Annotated in this window: 17 protein-coding genes; 2 read left to right on the top strand and 15 right to left on the bottom strand. The window is 63.5% G+C overall.

The annotated features are described in order from the left end of the window. Positions 1-17 precede the first annotated feature (17 nt). On the top strand, positions 18-4,097 hold the full coding sequence (locus VMV82_10980) for an adenosylcobalamin-dependent ribonucleoside-diphosphate reductase (protein ID HUY42068.1): 4,080 nt from the start codon (positions 18-20) through the stop codon (positions 4,095-4,097). Between the two features lie 59 nt (positions 4,098-4,156). Here VMV82_10980 and VMV82_10985 read toward each other — a convergent pair whose 3' ends face one another. Further along, the gene (locus VMV82_10985) at positions 4,157-6,049 is read right to left on the bottom strand and encodes a multicopper oxidase family protein (protein HUY42069.1); all 1,893 of its coding nucleotides are present in this window, start codon (positions 6,047-6,049) and stop codon (positions 4,157-4,159) included. Positions 6,050-6,161: 112 nt separating this feature from the next. On the opposite strand from VMV82_10985, the gene VMV82_10990 reads away from it, so the two are divergent. Further along, the gene (locus tag VMV82_10990; protein ID HUY42070.1) at positions 6,162-7,946 is read left to right on the top strand and encodes a GAF domain-containing protein; all 1,785 of its coding nucleotides are present in this window, start codon (positions 6,162-6,164) and stop codon (positions 7,944-7,946) included. Here the strand turns inward: VMV82_10990 and VMV82_10995 are convergent. From VMV82_10995 to VMV82_11060, 14 genes are all read right to left on the bottom strand, one after another. Further along, positions 7,943-8,458, bottom strand: coding sequence for a GNAT family N-acetyltransferase (locus VMV82_10995; protein HUY42071.1), 516 nt, complete (start codon positions 8,456-8,458; stop codon positions 7,943-7,945). The genes VMV82_10990 and VMV82_10995 overlap by 4 nt on opposite strands. Beyond that, positions 8,455-9,765, bottom strand: coding sequence for an NAD(P)/FAD-dependent oxidoreductase (locus tag VMV82_11000; GenBank protein ID HUY42072.1), 1,311 nt, complete (start codon positions 9,763-9,765; stop codon positions 8,455-8,457). Before VMV82_11000 ends, VMV82_10995 begins: the two co-directional genes overlap by 4 nt. Further along, positions 9,762-10,583 (bottom strand): hypothetical protein, encoded by an 822-nt coding sequence (locus tag VMV82_11005; GenBank protein ID HUY42073.1) that lies wholly within the window; start codon positions 10,581-10,583, stop codon positions 9,762-9,764. The genes VMV82_11000 and VMV82_11005 overlap by 4 nt, the downstream gene beginning before the upstream one ends. 49 nt (positions 10,584-10,632) lie before the next feature. Continuing rightward, a complete protein-coding gene (locus VMV82_11010) occupies positions 10,633-12,003 on the bottom strand; it encodes a secretin N-terminal domain-containing protein (GenBank protein ID HUY42074.1) in 1,371 nt (456 codons plus the stop codon). Beyond that, positions 12,000-12,290, bottom strand: coding sequence for a hypothetical protein (locus VMV82_11015; protein HUY42075.1), 291 nt, complete (start codon positions 12,288-12,290; stop codon positions 12,000-12,002). The genes VMV82_11010 and VMV82_11015 overlap by 4 nt, the downstream gene beginning before the upstream one ends. Positions 12,291-12,412: 122 nt before the next feature. Further along, the gene (locus tag VMV82_11020) at positions 12,413-12,967 is read right to left on the bottom strand and encodes a GspMb/PilO family protein (protein HUY42076.1); all 555 of its coding nucleotides are present in this window, start codon (positions 12,965-12,967) and stop codon (positions 12,413-12,415) included. Positions 12,968-12,993: 26 nt separating this feature from the next. Further along, a complete protein-coding gene (locus VMV82_11025) occupies positions 12,994-13,521 on the bottom strand; it encodes a hypothetical protein (GenBank protein HUY42077.1) in 528 nt (175 codons plus the stop codon). Then, the gene (locus VMV82_11030) at positions 13,518-14,132 is read right to left on the bottom strand and encodes a hypothetical protein (GenBank protein HUY42078.1); all 615 of its coding nucleotides are present in this window, start codon (positions 14,130-14,132) and stop codon (positions 13,518-13,520) included. The genes VMV82_11025 and VMV82_11030 overlap by 4 nt, the downstream gene beginning before the upstream one ends. 341 nt (positions 14,133-14,473) lie before the next feature. Then, positions 14,474-14,902, bottom strand: a complete 429-nt coding sequence (locus tag VMV82_11035; GenBank protein ID HUY42079.1) for a prepilin peptidase — start codon at positions 14,900-14,902, stop codon at positions 14,474-14,476. A gap of 170 nt (positions 14,903-15,072) precedes the next feature. Next, the gene (locus tag VMV82_11040) at positions 15,073-15,309 is read right to left on the bottom strand and encodes a hypothetical protein (GenBank protein ID HUY42080.1); all 237 of its coding nucleotides are present in this window, start codon (positions 15,307-15,309) and stop codon (positions 15,073-15,075) included. Between the two features lie 298 nt (positions 15,310-15,607). After that, the gene (locus VMV82_11045) at positions 15,608-16,273 is read right to left on the bottom strand and encodes a cytochrome c biogenesis protein CcdA (protein ID HUY42081.1); all 666 of its coding nucleotides are present in this window, start codon (positions 16,271-16,273) and stop codon (positions 15,608-15,610) included. 3 nt (positions 16,274-16,276) lie between these two features. Further along, entirely contained in the window at positions 16,277-16,732 is a 456-nt protein-coding gene (locus VMV82_11050) for a prepilin-type N-terminal cleavage/methylation domain-containing protein (protein HUY42082.1), read from the bottom strand. Further along, positions 16,729-17,430 carry a sigma-70 family RNA polymerase sigma factor gene (locus VMV82_11055; GenBank protein ID HUY42083.1) on the bottom strand — a complete coding sequence of 234 codons (702 nt, stop codon included), beginning with the start codon at positions 17,428-17,430 and terminating at the stop codon, positions 16,729-16,731. The genes VMV82_11050 and VMV82_11055 overlap by 4 nt, the downstream gene beginning before the upstream one ends. Before the next feature lie 5 nt (positions 17,431-17,435). Continuing rightward, a complete protein-coding gene (locus VMV82_11060) occupies positions 17,436-18,647 on the bottom strand; it encodes a type II secretion system F family protein (GenBank protein HUY42084.1) in 1,212 nt (403 codons plus the stop codon). Positions 18,648-18,652 lie beyond the last annotated feature (5 nt).

Genomic DNA, 18,652 nt, shown 5'->3' on the forward strand with positions numbered 1-18,652 from the left:
CCCAGGAGCTACTGCGCATGAAGTTTCGCCGCACCTATTCTGCCCCGAACGACCCCTATTTCGGCCTGACCTTCGAGCCGCGAACCTCGCGAATCGTGAATCCCGACGGTTCGGTCATCTTCGAAGCCGAGCGTGTAATGGTTCCGACGGAGTGGAGTCAGGTTGCGGTCGACGTGCTCGCGCAAAAGTATTGCCGCAAGGCCGGGGTGCCGCGAGCGCTCAAGCGCCTCGAGGAAGAAAACGTCCCCGAATGGCTGCAGCGGTCGGTCGCCGATGACGAGGCGTTGGCCAAGTTGCCGCGCAGCGAGCAGTTCGGCGGCGAGCTCGACTCGCGCGAGGTTTTCAATCGACTCGCTGGTTGCTGGGCGTACTGGGGGTGGAAGCACGCGTATTTCGATTCGGAAGACGACGCTCGAGCGTACTACGAGGAGATGTGCGCCATGCTAGCACGTCAGATCGGCGCGCCCAACTCACCGCAATGGTTCAACACCGGGTTGCATTGGGCGTACGGGATCTCGGGGCCGGCGCAAGGACATTTTTTCGTCGACCCCGCGAGTCAGGAGCTCGTGCGCTCCACGAGCGCCTACGAGCATCCCGCACCGCACGCCTGCCTTCCGTACTGGGCACCGGTCTCCACGCCTGACGGTCCGGTTCCGATCGGTCACATCGTCGAGCGCAGACTCATCGGCCTCGAAGTCTATGACGCACGCGGCACTACGCGCGTCGTCGCAGCGAAGCGCACGGGAATCAAGCCCGTGTTGCGCGTGCATCTGGCCGGCGGCACGTACATCGAAGCTACGCCCGATCACCGCGTCTATTCGCAGCAAGGCAATACCGCTCGCTGGCGTCACCTCGGCGACCTGCAGGCCGGCGACGTGCTCTTCGCCCGCAGCGGCATCGATCCAGCGCCTTTACCGCAACTCTCGCGCGCTGGGGGAGGATCGCCGCTCGCCACCGCGGTGCTCGAGATTCACGCCGTTGAAATCGTCGCAATCGATCAACTCCCCCAGCCGATGCCCGTCTACGACATCGAAACCGCGAGCCACACCTTCCTGACGAATAACGTCGTCGTGCACAACTGCTTCATTCAGAGCGTCGACGACGACCTCGTCAACGAAGGCGGCATCATGGATCTCTGGGTGCGCGAAGCGCGTATCTTCAAATTTGGCTCGGGTACTGGTTCGAATTTCTCCAAGCTGCGCAGTGCCGGCGAGAGACTCTCCGGCGGCGGAACCTCGTCAGGGTTGATGTCATTTCTGCGCGTCGGCGATCGGGCGGCAGGAGCGATCAAGTCCGGCGGCACCACGCGTCGTGCCGCGAAGATGGTCGTCCTCGATCTCGATCACCCCGACATCGAGCACTTCATCAACTGGAAGGTCCGCGAGGAGCAAAAGGTCTCCGCGCTCGTTGCGGGATCGATCACGATCGAGAAGCATCTCAACGCGATCATGCGCGCCGCGCACGATCAGACGCTGCCGGAGAGCGCGCGCCTCGACCCGTCGCTCAATGCAGGCTTGAAGTCCGCGCTACGCGTAGCGCTCGGCGCCGGGATACCATCGGCAAACGTCCAGTACGCGCTCGACTTTGCCAAACAAGGGTACACGGCGCTCGAGCTCGACACATACGACGTCAACTGGGACGGCGAGGCGTACGGTACCGTTTCCGGGCAGAACTCCAACAACTCGGTCCGCATCCCGAACGAGTTCTTCAAAGCGCTCGACGGCGGGGGCTCGTGGGACATGATTCGGCGTACGGACGGTGGCGTGGCTCGCTCCGTCCCGGCATCGGACTTGTGGGAACAGATCGGGACCGCCGCGTGGCAATGCGCCGATCCCGGCCTCCAGTTCGATACCACCATCAACGAATGGCATACGTGTCCCAGCGACGGCCGCATCAACGCGAGCAATCCGTGCTCCGAATATCTGTTCCTCGACGATACGGCTTGCAATCTTTCAAGTCTCAACCTCGTGAAGTTCGAGAACGAGCGCGGCGAGTTCGACGCTGCACGATTCGCGGAAGCCTGCCGCATCTGGACTTTCACGCTTGAGATCAGCGTGCTCATGGCGCAGTTCCCCAGTCGCGTCATCGCGCAAAAGTCCTACGATTTCCGCACCCTCGGTCTCGGGTACGCAAACCTCGGCACCTTGCTCATGCGCATGGGCCTCCCCTACGATTCGCTCTATGCGCTCGATTGGTGCGCTGCGATAACGTCGCTGATGACGGGAGCCGCGTACCGCTGCTCCGCGGAGATGGCGCAGCAGCTAGGCGCATTTCCACGGTACGCGAACAACGCCGGCGACATGTTGCGTATCATGCGCAATCATCGCCGCTTCGCGCACCAGGCGAAGGCGGACGAATACGAAGGGCTCACGATCCCCCCCGCGACGCAGACGCCGACGCTCTTCACGCAGAAGACCTGGGAGCTCGCGCGCTCCATGTGGGACGATGCGCTTGCCATCGGCGAGGTCGCTGGATTCCGCAACGCACAAACAACCGTCATCGCCCCGACTGGAACCATCGCCTTGGTTATGGGGTGCGATACGACCGGTATCGAGCCCGACTTCGCGCTCGTCAAGTTCAAGAAGCTCGCCGGCGGCGGCTACTTCAAGATCGTCAACGAGTCCGTCGAATGTGCGCTGCGCCGCCTCGGATACGGCGAGGAGCAGATCGCCGCCATCGAAACGTACGCCAAAGGCACCGGCACGCTCGAAGGTGCGCCGCATGTCAATCGTGCGACGCTGCGCGCCAAAGGCTTCGACGAAGAGATTCTTTCACGCGTCGAAGCCGCGCTACCGACCGCGTTCGAACTGCCATTTGCGTTCAATCGCTTCGTGCTCGGCGACGAGTTCTGCAAGACCAAGCTCGGCCTCACCGAGGAGCAAATCTCCGATTGGAGTTTCTCGCTGCTACGCGACGGTCTCGGCTTCACGACCCAGCAAATCGAAGAGGCCTCGGCACACATCTGCGGCCGCATGACCTTAGAAGGAGCGCCGTACCTGAAGGACGAGCACCTGCCCGTCTTCGACTGCGCCACGCCGTGTGGAAAGTACGGCACGCGTTTCATCCGGCCACTGGCACATGTCGACATGCTCGCTGCCGCCCAGCCGTCGATCAGCGGCTCGATCTCCAAGACCATCAACCTTCCGCAGACCTCCACGATCGACGACGTCAAGGAAGCCTACCGCTACTCGTGGGAGCGCATGGTTAAGGCGGTCGCCCTCTATCGCGACGGCTCGAAGCTTTCGCAACCCCTTGCGGCGAGCTACGACCTCGGCGGTGAGAGCGACGTCGACGACAACTCGTCGCTCGCGCAGCAGCCGTACGCGCAGCCGTTGCAGGTCGCCGAGCGAATCGTCTATCGGTACATCGCCCGCCGCCGGCGCTTACCGGAACGCCGTAGCGGTTACACGCAGAAAGCGATCGTCGGGGGGCACAAGGTCTATCTCCGGACCGGCGAGTACGAAGGCGGCCAGCTCGGCGAGATCTTCATCGACATGCACAAGGAAGGCGCGGCCTTTCGCTCGTTGATGAACAACTTCGCGATCGCGATCTCGCTCGGTTTACAGCACGGCGTCCCGCTCGAGGAGTTCGTCGACGCCTTCACGTTCACGCGTTTCGAGCCGAACGGCCCCGTCGTCGGACACGACCACATCAAGATGGCGACCTCGATCCTGGACTACATCTTCCGCGAGCTCGCGGTTACATATCTGGGTCGCTACGATCTCGCTCACGTGCAACCATCGATGGAGATGGACGCGATGGGTCCAGGCACGGACGAAGAGTACGTTGCCGAGGAAGTGGGCGAGGTCAGCATGCGTCCCGCAGGCGTTGCGGAGAGCCTGCATCCGGTGAGCGAGCATCTCCACGTCGGCGGTACGCACGAGCACGACGGCGAGCATGAGCCCACCCCGCCCCACGCTTCGCTGCTCTCTGCCGCGACCGGCGTCGCCACTGCGACGCGCACGCAGCAGGTTACCGCTGCCCGCGCAAAAGGTTACACCGGTAACGCCTGCCCCGAGTGCGGCCAGCTCACCATGGTTCGTAACGGCAGCTGCGAGAAGTGCGACTCGTGCGGCGCAACGTCGGGCTGTAGCTAGGGTAGCTAGGGCGATCGCCCGCACGATCGCGAGCGCTCTTAGCAGGCGCGCGCGAAGTTCTACTCGACGCGGATGATGCCCATCATCCCGCGGTCTTCGTGAAAGAGCATGTGGCAGTGAAAGACGAACTCGCCTTTGGGAACGTGGCGAAAGTCGAGAATCACTCGCGTAATGCTCGGGTTGACGAGCGGATAGTTTCGGTTCTGCGGGTTCGGCTGGAGGCTTCCGACCGGAACGAAGACCGTATCAATCGTGACGGGCATGCCCATCGAGCTCTGCTCCTGCACGAACGCCATCTGGTGAATGTGAAAGGCGTGCGACTCCATCGTCGCGTTGATCAGGTACCACTCTTCGATCGCGCCTTGCCGCACCACGATATCCGGGTTTGACGGGACCATTGCTCCCGAGCTGTAGACCGGCCAGAAGGGATGCTCGTGAAAGTGCGGATTGGTCGTGTCGGTAATGTAGTACGCGGCGTGAAGCGGTATCGCTCCCCTACGCGGGAACGCGTATTCCGTAAACGTGATCGCGCGCCGATGAACGAGCGACGGATGCGTGCGCACGAAGGCAACCAGCCGTGCGGCGGGCGTATCGGCGATTGCAACTGGCGCCGATGCCACGTTCACTGCGTGCGAGGTCGTGGCGATGCCGGCGATCGTGAGCAGATCGTGGTGCATCTGGAAGAACATGTCCTTGCCTTCGCAAAAGTGCTCGCTCGACAGCGTCAGGGTCGAACCGGCCCCCACAGTTACGAGAACGTCCGCGCGCGACATCGGGGAGAGCATCAGCGAGTTCATCGGAATGTATCCGGCTAACGGGTGCTCCATATTGCCAGCGACCGGCACGCCGTCGAGCCCGACGACGCGAAACGGAACTTCGCGGCCGGCACCGTCGCGGATCCGTAGCAGCTTGGGCGAGTCCGAGGTTCCGTTCAGGATGCGCAGCAGCTGCGTCCGCGAGGCAGGAACGCCCAGGCGTGCGGGCGTCTCGGATCCGTTCACGCTGACGATCGCTTCCGAAGCGAGGCCGTTGCAGCCGGTTGGATCCAGCGAGACGCCGCCGGCCCGCATCGGAAAGGTAACGGGCCACGGCGGCGGCTTAAACGGGTCGTACGAGACCGGCGGTGCCGCCGGCCGTGCTCCTTCGTAGCTCGCTCCCGCCGTCCCAAAGGCGTCTTCGTTCGGCGCGAACGGATTGTCGAGCCGGGCGGGCAGCCGGTAGCGCAGTATGATGACGTGCTCGGCCGAGCGCGCGATCTGCGGCTTGTCGGGCTCGACGATCCACACGCCGTCGAGTCCGCCTGCGACTTCGTTGTAGGAAGCGCCATGGATGTGCGGATGGTACAGATACACTCCCGGAGGCTGCGTACGCGGAACGGTGATCCGATACTCGCACGCATGCATCGGCGTGCTGAGCGTCGAGAGGAAGATATTCTCTTGGTCCGCCGGCCCTTCGAAGCCGTGTAAGTGGATGTTCGTGTCGACCGGCGCGACGTGCATATAGCGATCGTATACGGTGTGATTGAGGTACCCGACGTAGCGCGTCAACACCGCCGAAGGCATGTGCATCGGCATGCATGGCAGCATGGCCGTCGATGCGACGCTCTCGCCTCGGCTTGGCCCGGAGATGTCATTGGCGATACGGAGCGCGAAATGCTCGCCGCGCCGAACGCGAATCGTCGGGGCTACGGTTCGCACGACGCCGTCCCAAGCGTAGCGGTAGCAGAATCGATCGCCGTCGCGATGGACGGCGAGAATCAGTTCGCGTTCGCCCGACGCATCGAGCGGCGCCTTCCACATCTCGACGTCCGGGGGTTGCTCGAGCGCGTGCGATGCGACGGAGGGGCCGCAGACGTGCGATGCGTGCGCGACCGCGGGCGCCCCCGGCGCCGCGCGGCCGGCGAATGTAAAGACGAGCGCGAAGGTGAGCCACGCAAAAGACCGACCCCTCACAAGGAACCTCCAAACCGCTTGCGGTTTCCCCGTACCCTTCCTCGCCGAACCGCCGAGTCCATGCCGTCCCCGGGGCTAAGAGGCGCTCGGCCGCGCGTCGAAAGGCCCCGCTGTGAAGGCGCAGTTCCGCGCGGTCGTCGTCGTGGCATTAGCTGCGATTTCCCTTGTCTACACCGCTCCGGACCTTATCTTGCCGTGGCACCCGTGGGGCAACTTCGGCATGACGGAGGCGGTTACGAGCCGTACGGAGGCGACGATCGCGTCCGTCGACCCAGGTGGCCCCGCGGCTCGCGCCGGCATCCGCGTCGGTGACAAAATCGACCTCGCCGCCATGCCGCTCGACGACCGGCGCTCCGTCTACACGTCGTACAACACGGAGCGCCCTGCGAGACGAGCGACGTTTCAGTTCGTTCGTGGTATCGGCTTGCAGGCCGTGACGCTCGTTTCAGTGCGGCACTTGCGAACGCTCGCAGACAACGTCACCGACGTGATCCAGCTGCTCACGCTGATCTCCTTCCCGATTCTCGCGGGCGCGCTCTTGCTGTTGCGTCCCGCAGCGCTCACATGGGCATTTTTCATCTACGCTCTCGACGTTTCGAACGGATCGACCTTAAGCCAGTCCTACTCACCCACGTGGCTTCAGGTTCTCGAGTACGCGTGGAGCTCGGCATTCGGCGTCGCCGGGCTCGCTGCGTTCATCATCTTCGCATTGCGCTTTCCGTCGAACGTCGTGACGGGCTGGAAGCGCACCGTCGAGCGCGCCGTGCTCTTTGCCGCGCCTCTGTTGGTCCTCTCAAACCTCTACTGGGGGCTCGGGCTAGTCTTCTTGCTCCCCCACGCCCTCGCCGTTTCCTCCGTCGCGGACGCCTTCGTGCTCCTCGGGTACTGCGTCGGTGCGGGAGCATTCATCGCCACGCTCGTCCAAGCTACGCCGCAAGAGCGCCCGCGAATCGTTTGGGTCATCTTCGGCTTTCTCGTCGGATACGGAGCGTTTGCGAGCTTCAACGCATTCTTCGGCTACACCGGCACGTCCCCGATCTGGCTCACCAACACGCTGCAGATCTTCGATGTCCTCATTCCCATCACGGTGACATATGCGATCCTCAAACATCGCGTCATCGACATTCGCTTCTTCCTCAATCGCGCGCTTGTCTACGGTATTCTCACGTCGATCGGCGTCGGGCTGCTCGTTTTGCTCGACTGGGCGGTCGCACGGCGATTGGAATCGTTCGGTCTCGTCATCGAGGTCGCGGGCGCGCTCGCGCTCGGTGTCGGCATCCAGCATCTGCATGGGTTCGTCGATTCGCTCGTCGACCGGTTCGTCTTCCGATCCGTGCATGAAGCCGAGCGGCACTTGGAGCGCGTCGGCGAGGCGATGATGTACGCGGAATCGCTCGCGTCGCTCGACAAGCTGCTCGTCGAAGAGAGCACGCGGGCGCTGCGCCTGGGCTCCGCCGCGGTCTTTCGGCGCGACGGTGCCGGCGCGTTCGCACAAGCTGCGGCCATCGGATGGAGCGGGGTCGGGCGCGACGCGATCCCCGCCGACGACCCGCTCGTGCTCGATCTACAAGCGCAGAAGCGCGGCATCGCGGGCGGCCCGTTCCTCGCAGGCCGCGACGATTTCCCTCAAGGAGCCGCCGCGCCGGCGTTCGCCGTCCCGATACGCATCCGCGAGCAGATGATCGGCTTCGTGCTCTTCGGCGCGCACGTGAACGCCTCCGATATCGACCCGAACGAGCAGCGGATCCTCGAAGAGTTCGTTGGGCGCGCGAGGATCGCGTACGATCACGTCTCGAATATCGAGCGGGCTGCCGAGAACGCGCGCATGCGCATCGAGCTCGACTTCCTGCGCGGGCTCGTCCAGCCGCTCAGGGCGTCGACGAACGTCCCCGACTAAGGCGCTGACAGCGGGATCAGATAGCGCCGGTGCGGCCGGCCGTCCCTCTCGCTGTCGTGGATCCGCACGCCGCCGCACTTCTCGATGACGCGCGCGGACGCCGGATTGTCGTCGTCGCAGGTGACCAGCGCCTCCACCTCGCCAAGGGTCCGCAAACGCTCCAGCGCAAAGCGTAACATTGCCGTCGCGACGCCCTTGCCGCGAAACGCCGGCTGAACCGCATAGCCGACGTGCCCGCCGTGGCGCAGGAGCATGCCGCGCAGGTGGTGGCGGATCCACAACTCTGCCGCCATCTCGTTTCCGTTAAAGACCCAATACGTGTCGGATTTCACGAGCGGCTCCATCTCGCCGCGTGCGAAACGCTGCGCCTGCTCGACGTACGCCGCCGGATCGCTGCGCGCGAGCGCGTGCGTGCGCGACCACATGTCCACGTCGGTCGGCAAGAACGACGCAACGAACGCACGGTATTCAGGAACCAGCTCGACCGAGGGTACGCGAAAGTCGAGCTTCATCGTGCTTCCTTTAGCGCGGCGCAGACTTCGCGTGCGGCGCGCACGCCGCTCTCGAGCGCGCCGCCGACAGTCCCGGCCTCACCGCGTAGCGCCGTCGCCTCGCCCGCGAAGAACAGCGTCTCGTCCAGCGGAGCGGCGAGTTGCTCCCGCGCGCCCATGCCGCCGACCTTCACGTAGCTGTAGCCGCCGCGCGCGAACCGGTCGCGTTGCCAGTCGTGGACGTAGATCGTCTGCACGGCATCGCGCGCGCTTTGACCGAGAATGCGCCGCACCGATTCGAGAACGCAGGCGTACAGCTCCTCGTTCGACGCACTGCCGAGCGCCGCGGCGTGCGGTCCGCCAGCCCATGCGACGAGCGTCGACGAGCGCATCGGCAGCGACGTCCACAAGGCCGGGAACGGCGCATCCTCTCCGTGCATGAACGCAACGTCGCAAAGCGCGTCGTCGTGCACGCTTTCCCAGACAGGTTCGCTGCACACCATCACCGCCTTGAGGACGGGCCCCATCGCAAGCGCATCGATCGCACAGCGCCGTACGGCAGGAAGCTCCGGATCCAAGCGCACGGCGCTCTCGCCCTGCAGTTGGAGGACGCCCAGCGGCAGCGTCACCACGGCGGCGCGCGCCTCGACCTCGATCTTTTCCTCCTCGTGCGTTGCGCATACGCGCACGGCGCCACGCTTCCACGCGATGCTCTCCACGACCGCGCCGAAGAGCGACTCCACGAAGCCCGCGTCGAGCGAGCGCACGAGGTGCTCCACGACAGGGCCGTAGCCGCCGACGGGACGCGATTCGGCACTGCCGGCTCCCGCGTCGCCGGCCCACTCTTGCGCGATTGCCTGGACGCTCGCGACGGCGGGATCCGAAGCGTCGAAGCCTTCGACCATCAAGCGCATCCGCCGCGATGCCTCCACGAACTCAGGGCGCGTACCGAAGTCTTGCAAGAACGCCTCCACACTCATGTCGCCGTCGAGCCGAGGCACGCATTCGAGCAGCGCCTCGAGTTGTGCCTCGATGTTAACATTTGTGACGATCTCACTGTTACGCACCTCCGCGCGCGACTCAGGCACGTCGCAGCGCGTCGTCCCCATCTCGCGCAGCAGACGCAAGGTCTGCGACGGCGCCCCGTGGACGAACTCGGCGCCCAGCTCGAGCGGTACCGGCGAGCGCGGATCGCGCACGCCGTACATCCGCCCACCGGCACGCTCTCGCGCCTCCAGGAGCAGCGTACGCTTCCCACATGCTCCGAGTTCGCGCGCCGCCGCGAGCCCCGCAGCGCCCGCCCCGATGACGACGACGTCCGTCTTCACGGGCGAGGCGTTGGCGTTGGAGTCCCCAGGTCCTCAATCGAGCCGTTGGTGTCGATCTTGTACATGTGGCCCTGCGCGGAGACGTAGTCCGGAACGCGCGGCTCGCGAAGCAAGACGTGGAAGACATCGGTGTCCTGCGGCACGTCGTCCACGACGACGGTATGAAAGCCGGCGGCCATGTGCGCGCCGTTCGGCAGGCTCGCCGATTCCTCGTCGATGATCCCGTTGTGCATGCGGTGGCGCGCGACGATCTGTCTCCCGTCAGCGGAGACGAGATACCGGGCATCGCCGCCCAGCGGATACGCGTGCGCCGCCGTCGGGCCCGGATATATGTAGACGTACCATTGACCGTCCGCGCGTTGGAGCGCAGCATACTTGTACGGCGATGACCGCACGGCCTGAAAATCGCCGATCGCACGTGTGATGGCGCGCGCTGCCTGAACGTCGAACGCTCCGGTAGCCGGTGCGTCGACCTTCGTCACGTCGAACGCTCGAGCGCCTGGCCCTGCCTGCACCGCGCGATAGAACACCACAAACGACGCCGTATCGCCGGACAATGCGCCGACGTCGACGGACCATCCGCTGAACTCCGGCCGGCAGATGGAGAGGACGCGCGAGCCCGCTGGTGCCTGCGGCATCGCCGTCCCATAGCGCGCTCGTACGGCATCCATGGCGAGCGTCGCGGCCACATCGTATTGGTACAGAGCTCGCCCACGCGCGGTGATCTGCGCCAGCTCCGACGCAGTCTGCTGCCCCGCGGCGAGTACGATGCCGGCGCCCCCGGTGAGCAGAGCAAGGCAGACCGCCAATATCCGCATGCTCGAAGCTTCATCCGAGCGAAAGGCAGTCCCTCGGGAAACGCAGCTCCTAGCGCTCGGGAGGTGCTGCCGGGTCGATTACGTGCGGGGTGATCAGGAAAACGATCTCGTCTCGCTCGTGCGATGCCTGCCTATTTTCAAAGAGTTTTCCCAAAATCGGAATATCGGAGAGCCACGGTACCCGCTCGATCGTTTCGTTAGATACGTCGCGAAGCAGCCCGCCGAGAACGATTGTCTGCCCGCTTCGTACCCTCAGCGTGGAATCGATCTTTCGACTTGCGATAATCGGGTATCCCGACGAAGTAAAACCTTGCAGCTCGCTATATTCTGGGTGAAGTTCCGCGGTAACGCTTCCATCAGGGCCGACGATCGGCGTCAGGCGAAGTTTTACACCGATATCGACGAATTGAACGTTCGCGCCGCCGAGCACCGAGGTATTGTACACGACCGGGTACGTCTCGCCGATGAGGAGGTCGGCCTCCTTCCCATTGAGCGTCACCAAGCGCGGCGTGGCCAGTATTTGCGCGTGCCCGCGAGAGAGCAGGGCGTTTAGTCGCACGTTTACCGCAATGCTACCGCCGGCGAAGGCGTACGTGGAACCGCCGACGATGGGCTGCCCGTGCGCGTCTACTCCGCCAAACTCTAGGCCGATGTTGCTCGAATCGTTCGCCGGCGTGACGTCCGCCACGCGCACCTCGAAGAGGACCTCGGGCCCTGCGACGTCCAAAGCCCCGATCGCCTGACGCGCCGCCTGTTGGACGCCGTCGTCGCCCGTCACGAGAACCGCGTTTCCTTGGTCGTCGGCAACGAACGCACCATCCGTCAAAGCGGCCTTCAACTCGCGCGCGACGTCCCCGGCACGCGAGTAGCGCAATCGATAGGCAACGCTTTGAACGCGGGCCGGCGCCGCAAGCGGGGAGTCGAGAGCGGACACCAGCATACGCGCGCGTTCCAACACCGGAGGATCGCCACTCAAGACGAGGGCGTTCGTGCGCGAGTCGGGTACCACGAGCGTTCCCACCGGAAGCGACGCTACGAGCACCTTGCCGACGTCTTGCGCTTGCGCATGCTCGAGCTGCATGATGATCGTGTGAGGATCGTTCGCGCCCGTATCCTGCCCGTCTCGGTTCAATGCTTCGCGCGCTCCGATGACGAGGACCGTTCCACGCTGCTCGATGCTAAGCCCGTGTGCCCCGGCCAGAATGTCCAGCGCCGTCATGAAGGGAACGTGCATCAAGCGTAACGTCACCCGCGATGACCCAACCGATTGATCCGCGACCAAATTGACGCCGGATTCTTGAGCCAGCAAAGCGATGACGTCGGTCATAGACGCATCGCGAACGTCCAACGATACCGCCGGATTCGGTACGGCGGCGACGAACCAGAACGCGAACAGCGCGCCTGCAATATGGCGGCTCATGGTGCAGCTCCTCGCAGCCATAGTCGCGTACCGTCGGCCAGACGGACGCCGCGTGCGTCTATCGACTGAATGCGAATACCCGCGACGGCATCGCCGACACCGACGATCGCCGTTTGCGCCCCGACGGAAATGAGCGCGTGCGGCGATTCCCCGAGAAGCACGGCCTCAACGACCGTTCCGGACGGCAGCTCCGCGGCGCGTGGAATAAACGGATCGCGCTTCAGGGCAATCGGGCTCGGAACACCGAGCGGAGCGAGCCTTCCGATCCGGATACGTGCGCCCGCCACGCCGTTGCGAGGGGTTGCGGAAGATGCTCCGGATAAAGGCGCCAACGCACACGCGGCCGCCGCCAGCAGCATTCCCCAACGAAAGATTACGGCTCGCTGGCCGTCATACAAAGCCGGAAGCCTCATCGAAACTCCTGTGACCAATGGGCATCGAGTTCATACGTGCGCGCACTCAACGTCGCGTGGAGCGTGGGCGACCCCTTCTGCTCTCCGTCGGCCGTGGTCATTGCGATCGAATCCACTCCGATCAGAGGTGCGCCGGACGTCATCTCGTGGAGCAATGACAACAGCGATTCAAACGTGCCGTCGACCTCAATCGTGAAGCCGTCAGAGTGAAGAGTCGAGCGCCGTGCTCCGGAACGTTGCGAGACGTCGGCCAATGGATTCACGCTGATCACGCGCACGCCCAACTCACCACTTTCCACGTCGAGCTCGCCGAGCAACGCATCTGCCGGCCGCGTCGTATCGTGTACCATACGCGCGATATCAGCACGCACGTAGTTGCGCTCCGAGATGAGCGCTGCTTCTTGCGAGATAATGCGCTCGTTTCGGTTTGCCGCATCGTAGACGGACCGCTCCGCCGCTCGCACGGCGGCAAGCTGCCGATGCTCGCGCGAGACGATCGCAGCGTACGCGAGAATTATGCAGGTAACGGCGACCGCCCAGGTCCCTCGCATAGCCCGGCTTTTCACGTAAGCATTTATCATTCCGAGACGTGCGCCTCAAAGTCGACGACGCGCGCCGAGTTCGAGCCGGAGCTTCGTACGGAGGTCAAGCGTATCGCGCGGTAAGCGTGCAAGGCGCGCTCCACTCCGCGGAGGCCTACAGCCCTGCCCGTCACGGAATATCCCGCCAAATCATAGCGGATACTGGTGAGCCATGCATCCAAAGGAAGCGTATTAGCCGCGGAGGTGATGTTCCGTGCCGTCGCGGATCCGGATGTCCTGATCGCGCGTATACGCCGATCGAGCGAAAGCCACGATCGAACGCGACGTGCGCGAGCGAGAACCTTGTTCGCTTCGAACGTGCTGCGTTCGAGATAGGCTCTGGCCTGCGCCAGGGTCGAACGCTCTTTCCGAACGTGGAACTCACCGATCGCCCAGGCACTCAAAAGCACGATTGCCGCAATCACGACGACGCTCGCCAGAGCCTTCGCTTCCGGATGAAGCCCAAGGGCGAGAACGCGTTCGACCGCTTCCGGTGCCTCATCTCGCAGGTAGTCGAAAGTCACGCTGCACGCCACGTAGTCAAGGCTGCGGCGAGCGTCCAGTCAGGCGAGCCACATTCCACCGCTTCGTCCGACAGTCTTGCCGTTCTCATGAGAAGCGAAACCGGCGTCCTGACGCGGACATCGGTCCGTTCAGCCACCGATTCCACCACGCCAGGGAGACGGGCGCCATTACCGATAAATCCAATCTCACTAACGCGTACTCCGCCAGCTCGCGCCTCTTCGATCAGTGCGCAAATCGCCTCCACGCAGGACTCTCGGGCACTCTCGCCGGCGCCGGCAACGCCCAGTATACGTTTGCGCCGCTCCGCACTTGCCGTGTCGATAAGAAGGTCGCTCGCGATGCATCGCGTTACGTCCACCCCTCCCACGCCCGCCGTCCACGACAGCGGCGCTCCTTCCAAGAACACGTGAAGTCGCAGCGTCTCATAGCCGATATCAACCACGGCATCGACGTCGCCCAGTACGCGCTGCAACGCGCAGGCATCGTGATCTACGCCTGCTACGCGTAGGCGTGCTCTGCGCAGGATATCGACATGATGCCGCAACAGCATCTCGTCTACCATTCCGACGGCAAACACGCCCGACGTTCGATCGATCGAGTGCAAACGCACCCGTATCGGCTTTCGCGACGTCCCACCGTACTCTCCCAGAGCCTCGAAGCGCGCAGCGTTCCTCCGCTCCAGCCAACTCATCTTAGGAAATCGCACGTTACGAAGCGTCGCTTGAGGCGATCCTAGCGCTGACACGCACTCCCTCTGTCGCCGCAGCCCGAGCTCGCGGCTGAGATCTTCGAGAACGGCGACCGCCGCGGCATCGCGTTCGGCTTCGTTACAGTCTGCGCGCTCGCGCGACGCGATCCCAAGAATCCGTATCGTTCCGTCCCTACGCCGTTCCGCAACGGCAACGCGGATTCGTGTCGCCCCGATATCAATTCCGAGCGGAAGGACGTGTATCATCGTCCCACCACGAGCGCGCCAAACCAGGCACCGATCGAGAGAAATGGAGCAAATGGAAGCACGTCCGAGAATCGCTTTCGGCGCGCAAGCACGAGGGCGGCCGCGACGATCCCACCCATAATAAACGCAACTGCGACCATGGACAACGCCCCGCTCACGCTTTCAGACATTCCGAGCAGTGCAGCGAGCTTTACGTCACCCAGCGCGAGCCCGCGTCCTCGACTGCCAACGCTGAGTAATGCCGGGAGAGTCGCTCCTGAGAGAACCCCCAGCGCAGCATTCAGGGCGTTTCCTTCCACGAGGCAACATGCCATCGTCAGCGCACATCCGAATGCAACGACATAATCGAAGATGTAGCCACATTCCAAATCCGTCACGGCGCAAATTCCCGCCACCGAAAGCGCAGCAACCTCACCTGCTGTCACGCGTGATAAGCTAGACCCCACGACATCGATTGCCACGACCGATCCCATCAGAATGTGCGAGCGGAACCGTGGTTCGGCGCGGCATCCATAACGCTCGGCCGCGCAGCGAGAAATCACGACGCACGTACCGCCAATGACCGCGCTGGCGATCCCTGCATGCGCGCCGTTCATCACCGGGCCAACGCTCGCAGCGCCGGCACGTACCGGCGCCGAGCCTCCAATGCCAGGTGCCACCAGAGCCGCGCCCGTTCTCGCGATCCGAGGCGCAACGCTGCGTAGCCGGCAAAGACGAGCGCGCGCGCATCTCGCCCGAGCATTCCGGCTGTAACGAAGTCTTGCTCCGCTGCAGCGTACTGCCCGAGGGCGCGCTCGCAAAGCGCCCTGTCTAGGAGCAATGTTTCGCTCATCCGAGGTCCTCGCAAGAACGCGGTCAGCTTGCGAACCGCGAGCCGCAGGAGCGACCTTCTGTGCATCATTAGAGCTACAAATGCATATCGGTCCATCGCTGTCGCACTGCCTGGATCGAGGAACAATGCACGTGCGTAAAACTTCATTGCCGCTTCGACCTTCGATTGATACAGCATATCGTCGCCTCGGGTGACCATTGCTGAAGCGAGCTGCGCGTGCAGCAACACGGTCGTCATAGCGATTGCGGTGAGGCTCGCCAGCGCATTGCGTGCGGGCTCCGCTCGCCCATGGGCACCGTCACGCGAGCAGAGCATAGTATCCCGCAAGCGCGACCATCACGCCCCCTCCGACGACCGATGCTGCCCGTCGCCACTGCTCACCATGCAGCAGTCCACAAATGCGCGAGTCTCTGCACGTCAACAGGGTGAGGGGCATCCCATGACCGATTGCAAATGCGGCGGCAACTGCCGCGGCGAAGAAAGGACTCGATGCTTTCGCAGCAACACCCGCGATGGCCACGAGAACAGGCGTGCAGCACGGTGACGCCACGAAAGCGAAGGAAGCTCCACTCAAGAACGCGCACCCGATCGAACGTACCGCCGGTGCAGACATTGTGGCACCGCAGCACTCGTGCGTATTCGATCGCGCAAGCCCGCGCGCTCCGTAGATCAGCAGGCCGAATGCGAGCGCGCCATATATCCAAGACGATTGCATCGCAATTCGAAACCACAGCGTTGCAGAGGACGCGATCAGCACGTACGACGCTACGATACCAACGACGAACGTCGCCACGAGCACCAACCGCCGAACGCCGCGCGCTCCGCTGGTGAGACCGGTAAGCGATGCGGCGCGAGCTGCAAAGCAGGGCCCCACCGAGCCCGCGACCCCGGCCGCGAACGCCAAGGCCGGCGTCGCCCCGGCCTGCCGCGAAAGCGACGCAAGGAACGCGCCGACGATATCCACGGCTTATTGACTGCTCACGGCGGAAAACCCAGTCTGCGAACCGTACTGGATGTGAGTCGCAGTCGTGTTGCCTTGATTGAAGCCCTGAAGAGTCCCGGGATCGTGAATTCCCGGACATGTAATCGTATACGAAGGCTGTCCGTTACCATCCGTACTTACCGTAAACGTATACGGCTTACCCGGGCCTGCTGCCGGATCCACCGGGACCTGCTGCACGTACGGCTGAAGATCACTGTTGCTTGCGTCCACATTGCCGCTCTGGGGATAGGCATCATGATCTGTTTCGTAGAGCTCTAATGCCGTTGCAATTTCTTTGAGGTTCGCCTCGCAGGCGGCCGTCTGCGCCTGCGCCCTCGCTCGCATCAGATTCGGTACGAGTATCGTCACTAAGATCGCGATGATGGCCACGACGATCATCATCTCAATCAGCGTGAAACCACGCTCGCTGTCATTCGTCACGACGACATCACCTTGTTATCGTAATGCCCCGTGCACGAGACCGCGGGACGCATTAATCCCGCTAGCTTTCGAAGGGTTCGACGATGCAATCTCGCCACATGACGCCGGGAATATCCGAGCTTTGCCGCGAGTGCGGTCATCGGAGTATCGCACTCATAAATTTCTCGCAGAATAGTACGCTCGAGAGGTGAAAAGCGACTGACAACGCTCTCCAGTCCGATCCGGTCCAGCTCCGCGTCGATCGTATATGCCAGCGACTGCTGCTCGGGAGGCTTCAGCGCATCGAACGGAACGACGTGGCTCGCAGCGCGATACTGCCTGAGCTCGCGGCACTCCGAAGCGGAGGCGCCGAGTGCCTCGACGATCTCGGCTTGCGTCGATTCTCGGCCCTGCTGCATCCAGACGTCGTGTTCCGCCTGAAGCCAGCGACGATCGAGATCTCTGAGTCGTCGCGGCGCGCGGACGAGCCGCTCGCTGTCCCGCACGTAGTGCATCAGCTCTCCGATCATCAGAAGCCACGCATAGGCCTCGAACGGCGTGCGCGACGCGGGGTCGAACCGATCCGCGGCCTTGATGAGACCGATCGCGGCTACTTGTTCGAGATCGGCTCTGTCGAGACCGGGTCGAGCGAAACGTCGAGCGGCGCGAACGTATAGGTACCGATAGCGCGCGACTACATCGTCGCGCGAAAGACACAAGGCTATCACCGAATGTTCCCTATTGCAGCGTATAGCGGGATGATGATCGAGGCGACGATCGTGCCCACCGCAATTCCAAGAACCGCAATCATTATGGGCTCGATGATCGATGTGATCGTCGCGAGTGTCGCGGAAACGTCGGCTTCGTAATGCTCGGCGGCGCGCAGCAACATGCCGTCGAGGGAGCCCGATTCCTCTCCTATAGCAGCCAGCCCGACGCAGAGTGCTTCGAAGGTTCCTACGGTTCGCAGCGCGAGGGCAAAGCCGGTTCCTTCGGCAAGCAGCCGCTCTACTCGCAGTATCGCTTGCCGGTACGCCCCATTCCCCACCACGCCGGCCGCCGTGCCAACGGACTCCGCGATGGCGACGCCGCACTGCAGCAGCGTTCCAACGGTCAGCGCAAACGTCGCCGTCGCTGCGCTGCTTCGGATCCTTCCGATGACCGGCAGCTTGAGCATCCTCTCGTCCAGCCAAAGACTGCGCGCTCCTCCTTGCTGAAATGCCACCGTACCACCGATGATGCACGCGCAAATAGCAGCACCCGCGAACGGTGCCACCGGCGTGCGCAAGCTCTCACTCACAGCGATCATCAGTCGCGTTGATAACGGCAAGGAGGCATGCAGTTCCGTAAAGATAGAGCTCAGGCTGGGCACGGTCGTAAGGAGCAAGAAGCCGACCAGGCCGCCAGCCGCAGCCATGACGAGCCCCGGATACGTCAGCGCCGCCGCCACGCGGCGACGTAGTTCGCCTTCGCGCTCGAGCATGATCGCGCAACGATCGAGAACCTCTTCGAGCACCCCGCCAACCTCCCCAGCACGAACCATTGCTACGATCGTCGTAGAGAACTCGGCCGGTCGCCGCGACATCGCATCTGAAAGCGCAGTCCCCTCGTCGACATCTGCGGCTGCAGCGCGCAAAGCTTCCGCGAATCGCGAATCGCCGCATTGATCGATTGAAACAGCGAGGGCGCGCCGCAACGTCGCACCTGCGCCAACAAGAACGGCGAGTGAGCGAAAGAATGCCGCTCGCGTACGCCGCCGCGGTGCTGCGAGCGTCAAAAGCGCCTTGACCTTGCCCCGTACGTCCGCCTCATCGTCCAAGGATGTCACGAAGAGTCGCCGCCCCCGCAGCTGCAAAACGGCATCGTACCGCGAGGGCGCCCGCATCGTTCCCGTGACGATGCTACCCTCATCTGAGCGCGCCGTGTAATGATACACAGCGT

The sequence above is a fragment of the Candidatus Dormiibacterota bacterium genome (assembly GCA_035532035.1).
GTDB lineage: Bacteria > Vulcanimicrobiota > Vulcanimicrobiia > Vulcanimicrobiales > Vulcanimicrobiaceae > Tyrphobacter.

Excerpts from the sequence above, each read along its gene's own strand:
- VMV82_10980 (HUY42068.1), top strand. The coding sequence starts at position 18 with ATGAAGTTTCGCCGCACCTATTCTGCCCCGAACGACCCCTATTTCGGC.
- VMV82_10995 (HUY42071.1), bottom strand. The coding sequence starts at position 8,458 with ATGAAGCTCGACTTTCGCGTACCCTCGGTCGAGCTGGTTCCTGAATAC.
- VMV82_11005 (HUY42073.1), bottom strand. The coding sequence starts at position 10,583 with ATGCGGATATTGGCGGTCTGCCTTGCTCTGCTCACCGGGGGCGCCGGC.
- VMV82_11010 (HUY42074.1), bottom strand. The coding sequence starts at position 12,003 with ATGAGCCGCCATATTGCAGGCGCGCTGTTCGCGTTCTGGTTCGTCGCC.
- VMV82_11020 (HUY42076.1), bottom strand. The coding sequence starts at position 12,967 with ATGCGAGGGACCTGGGCGGTCGCCGTTACCTGCATAATTCTCGCGTAC.
- VMV82_11040 (HUY42080.1), bottom strand. The coding sequence starts at position 15,309 with ATGAGCGAAACATTGCTCCTAGACAGGGCGCTTTGCGAGCGCGCCCTC.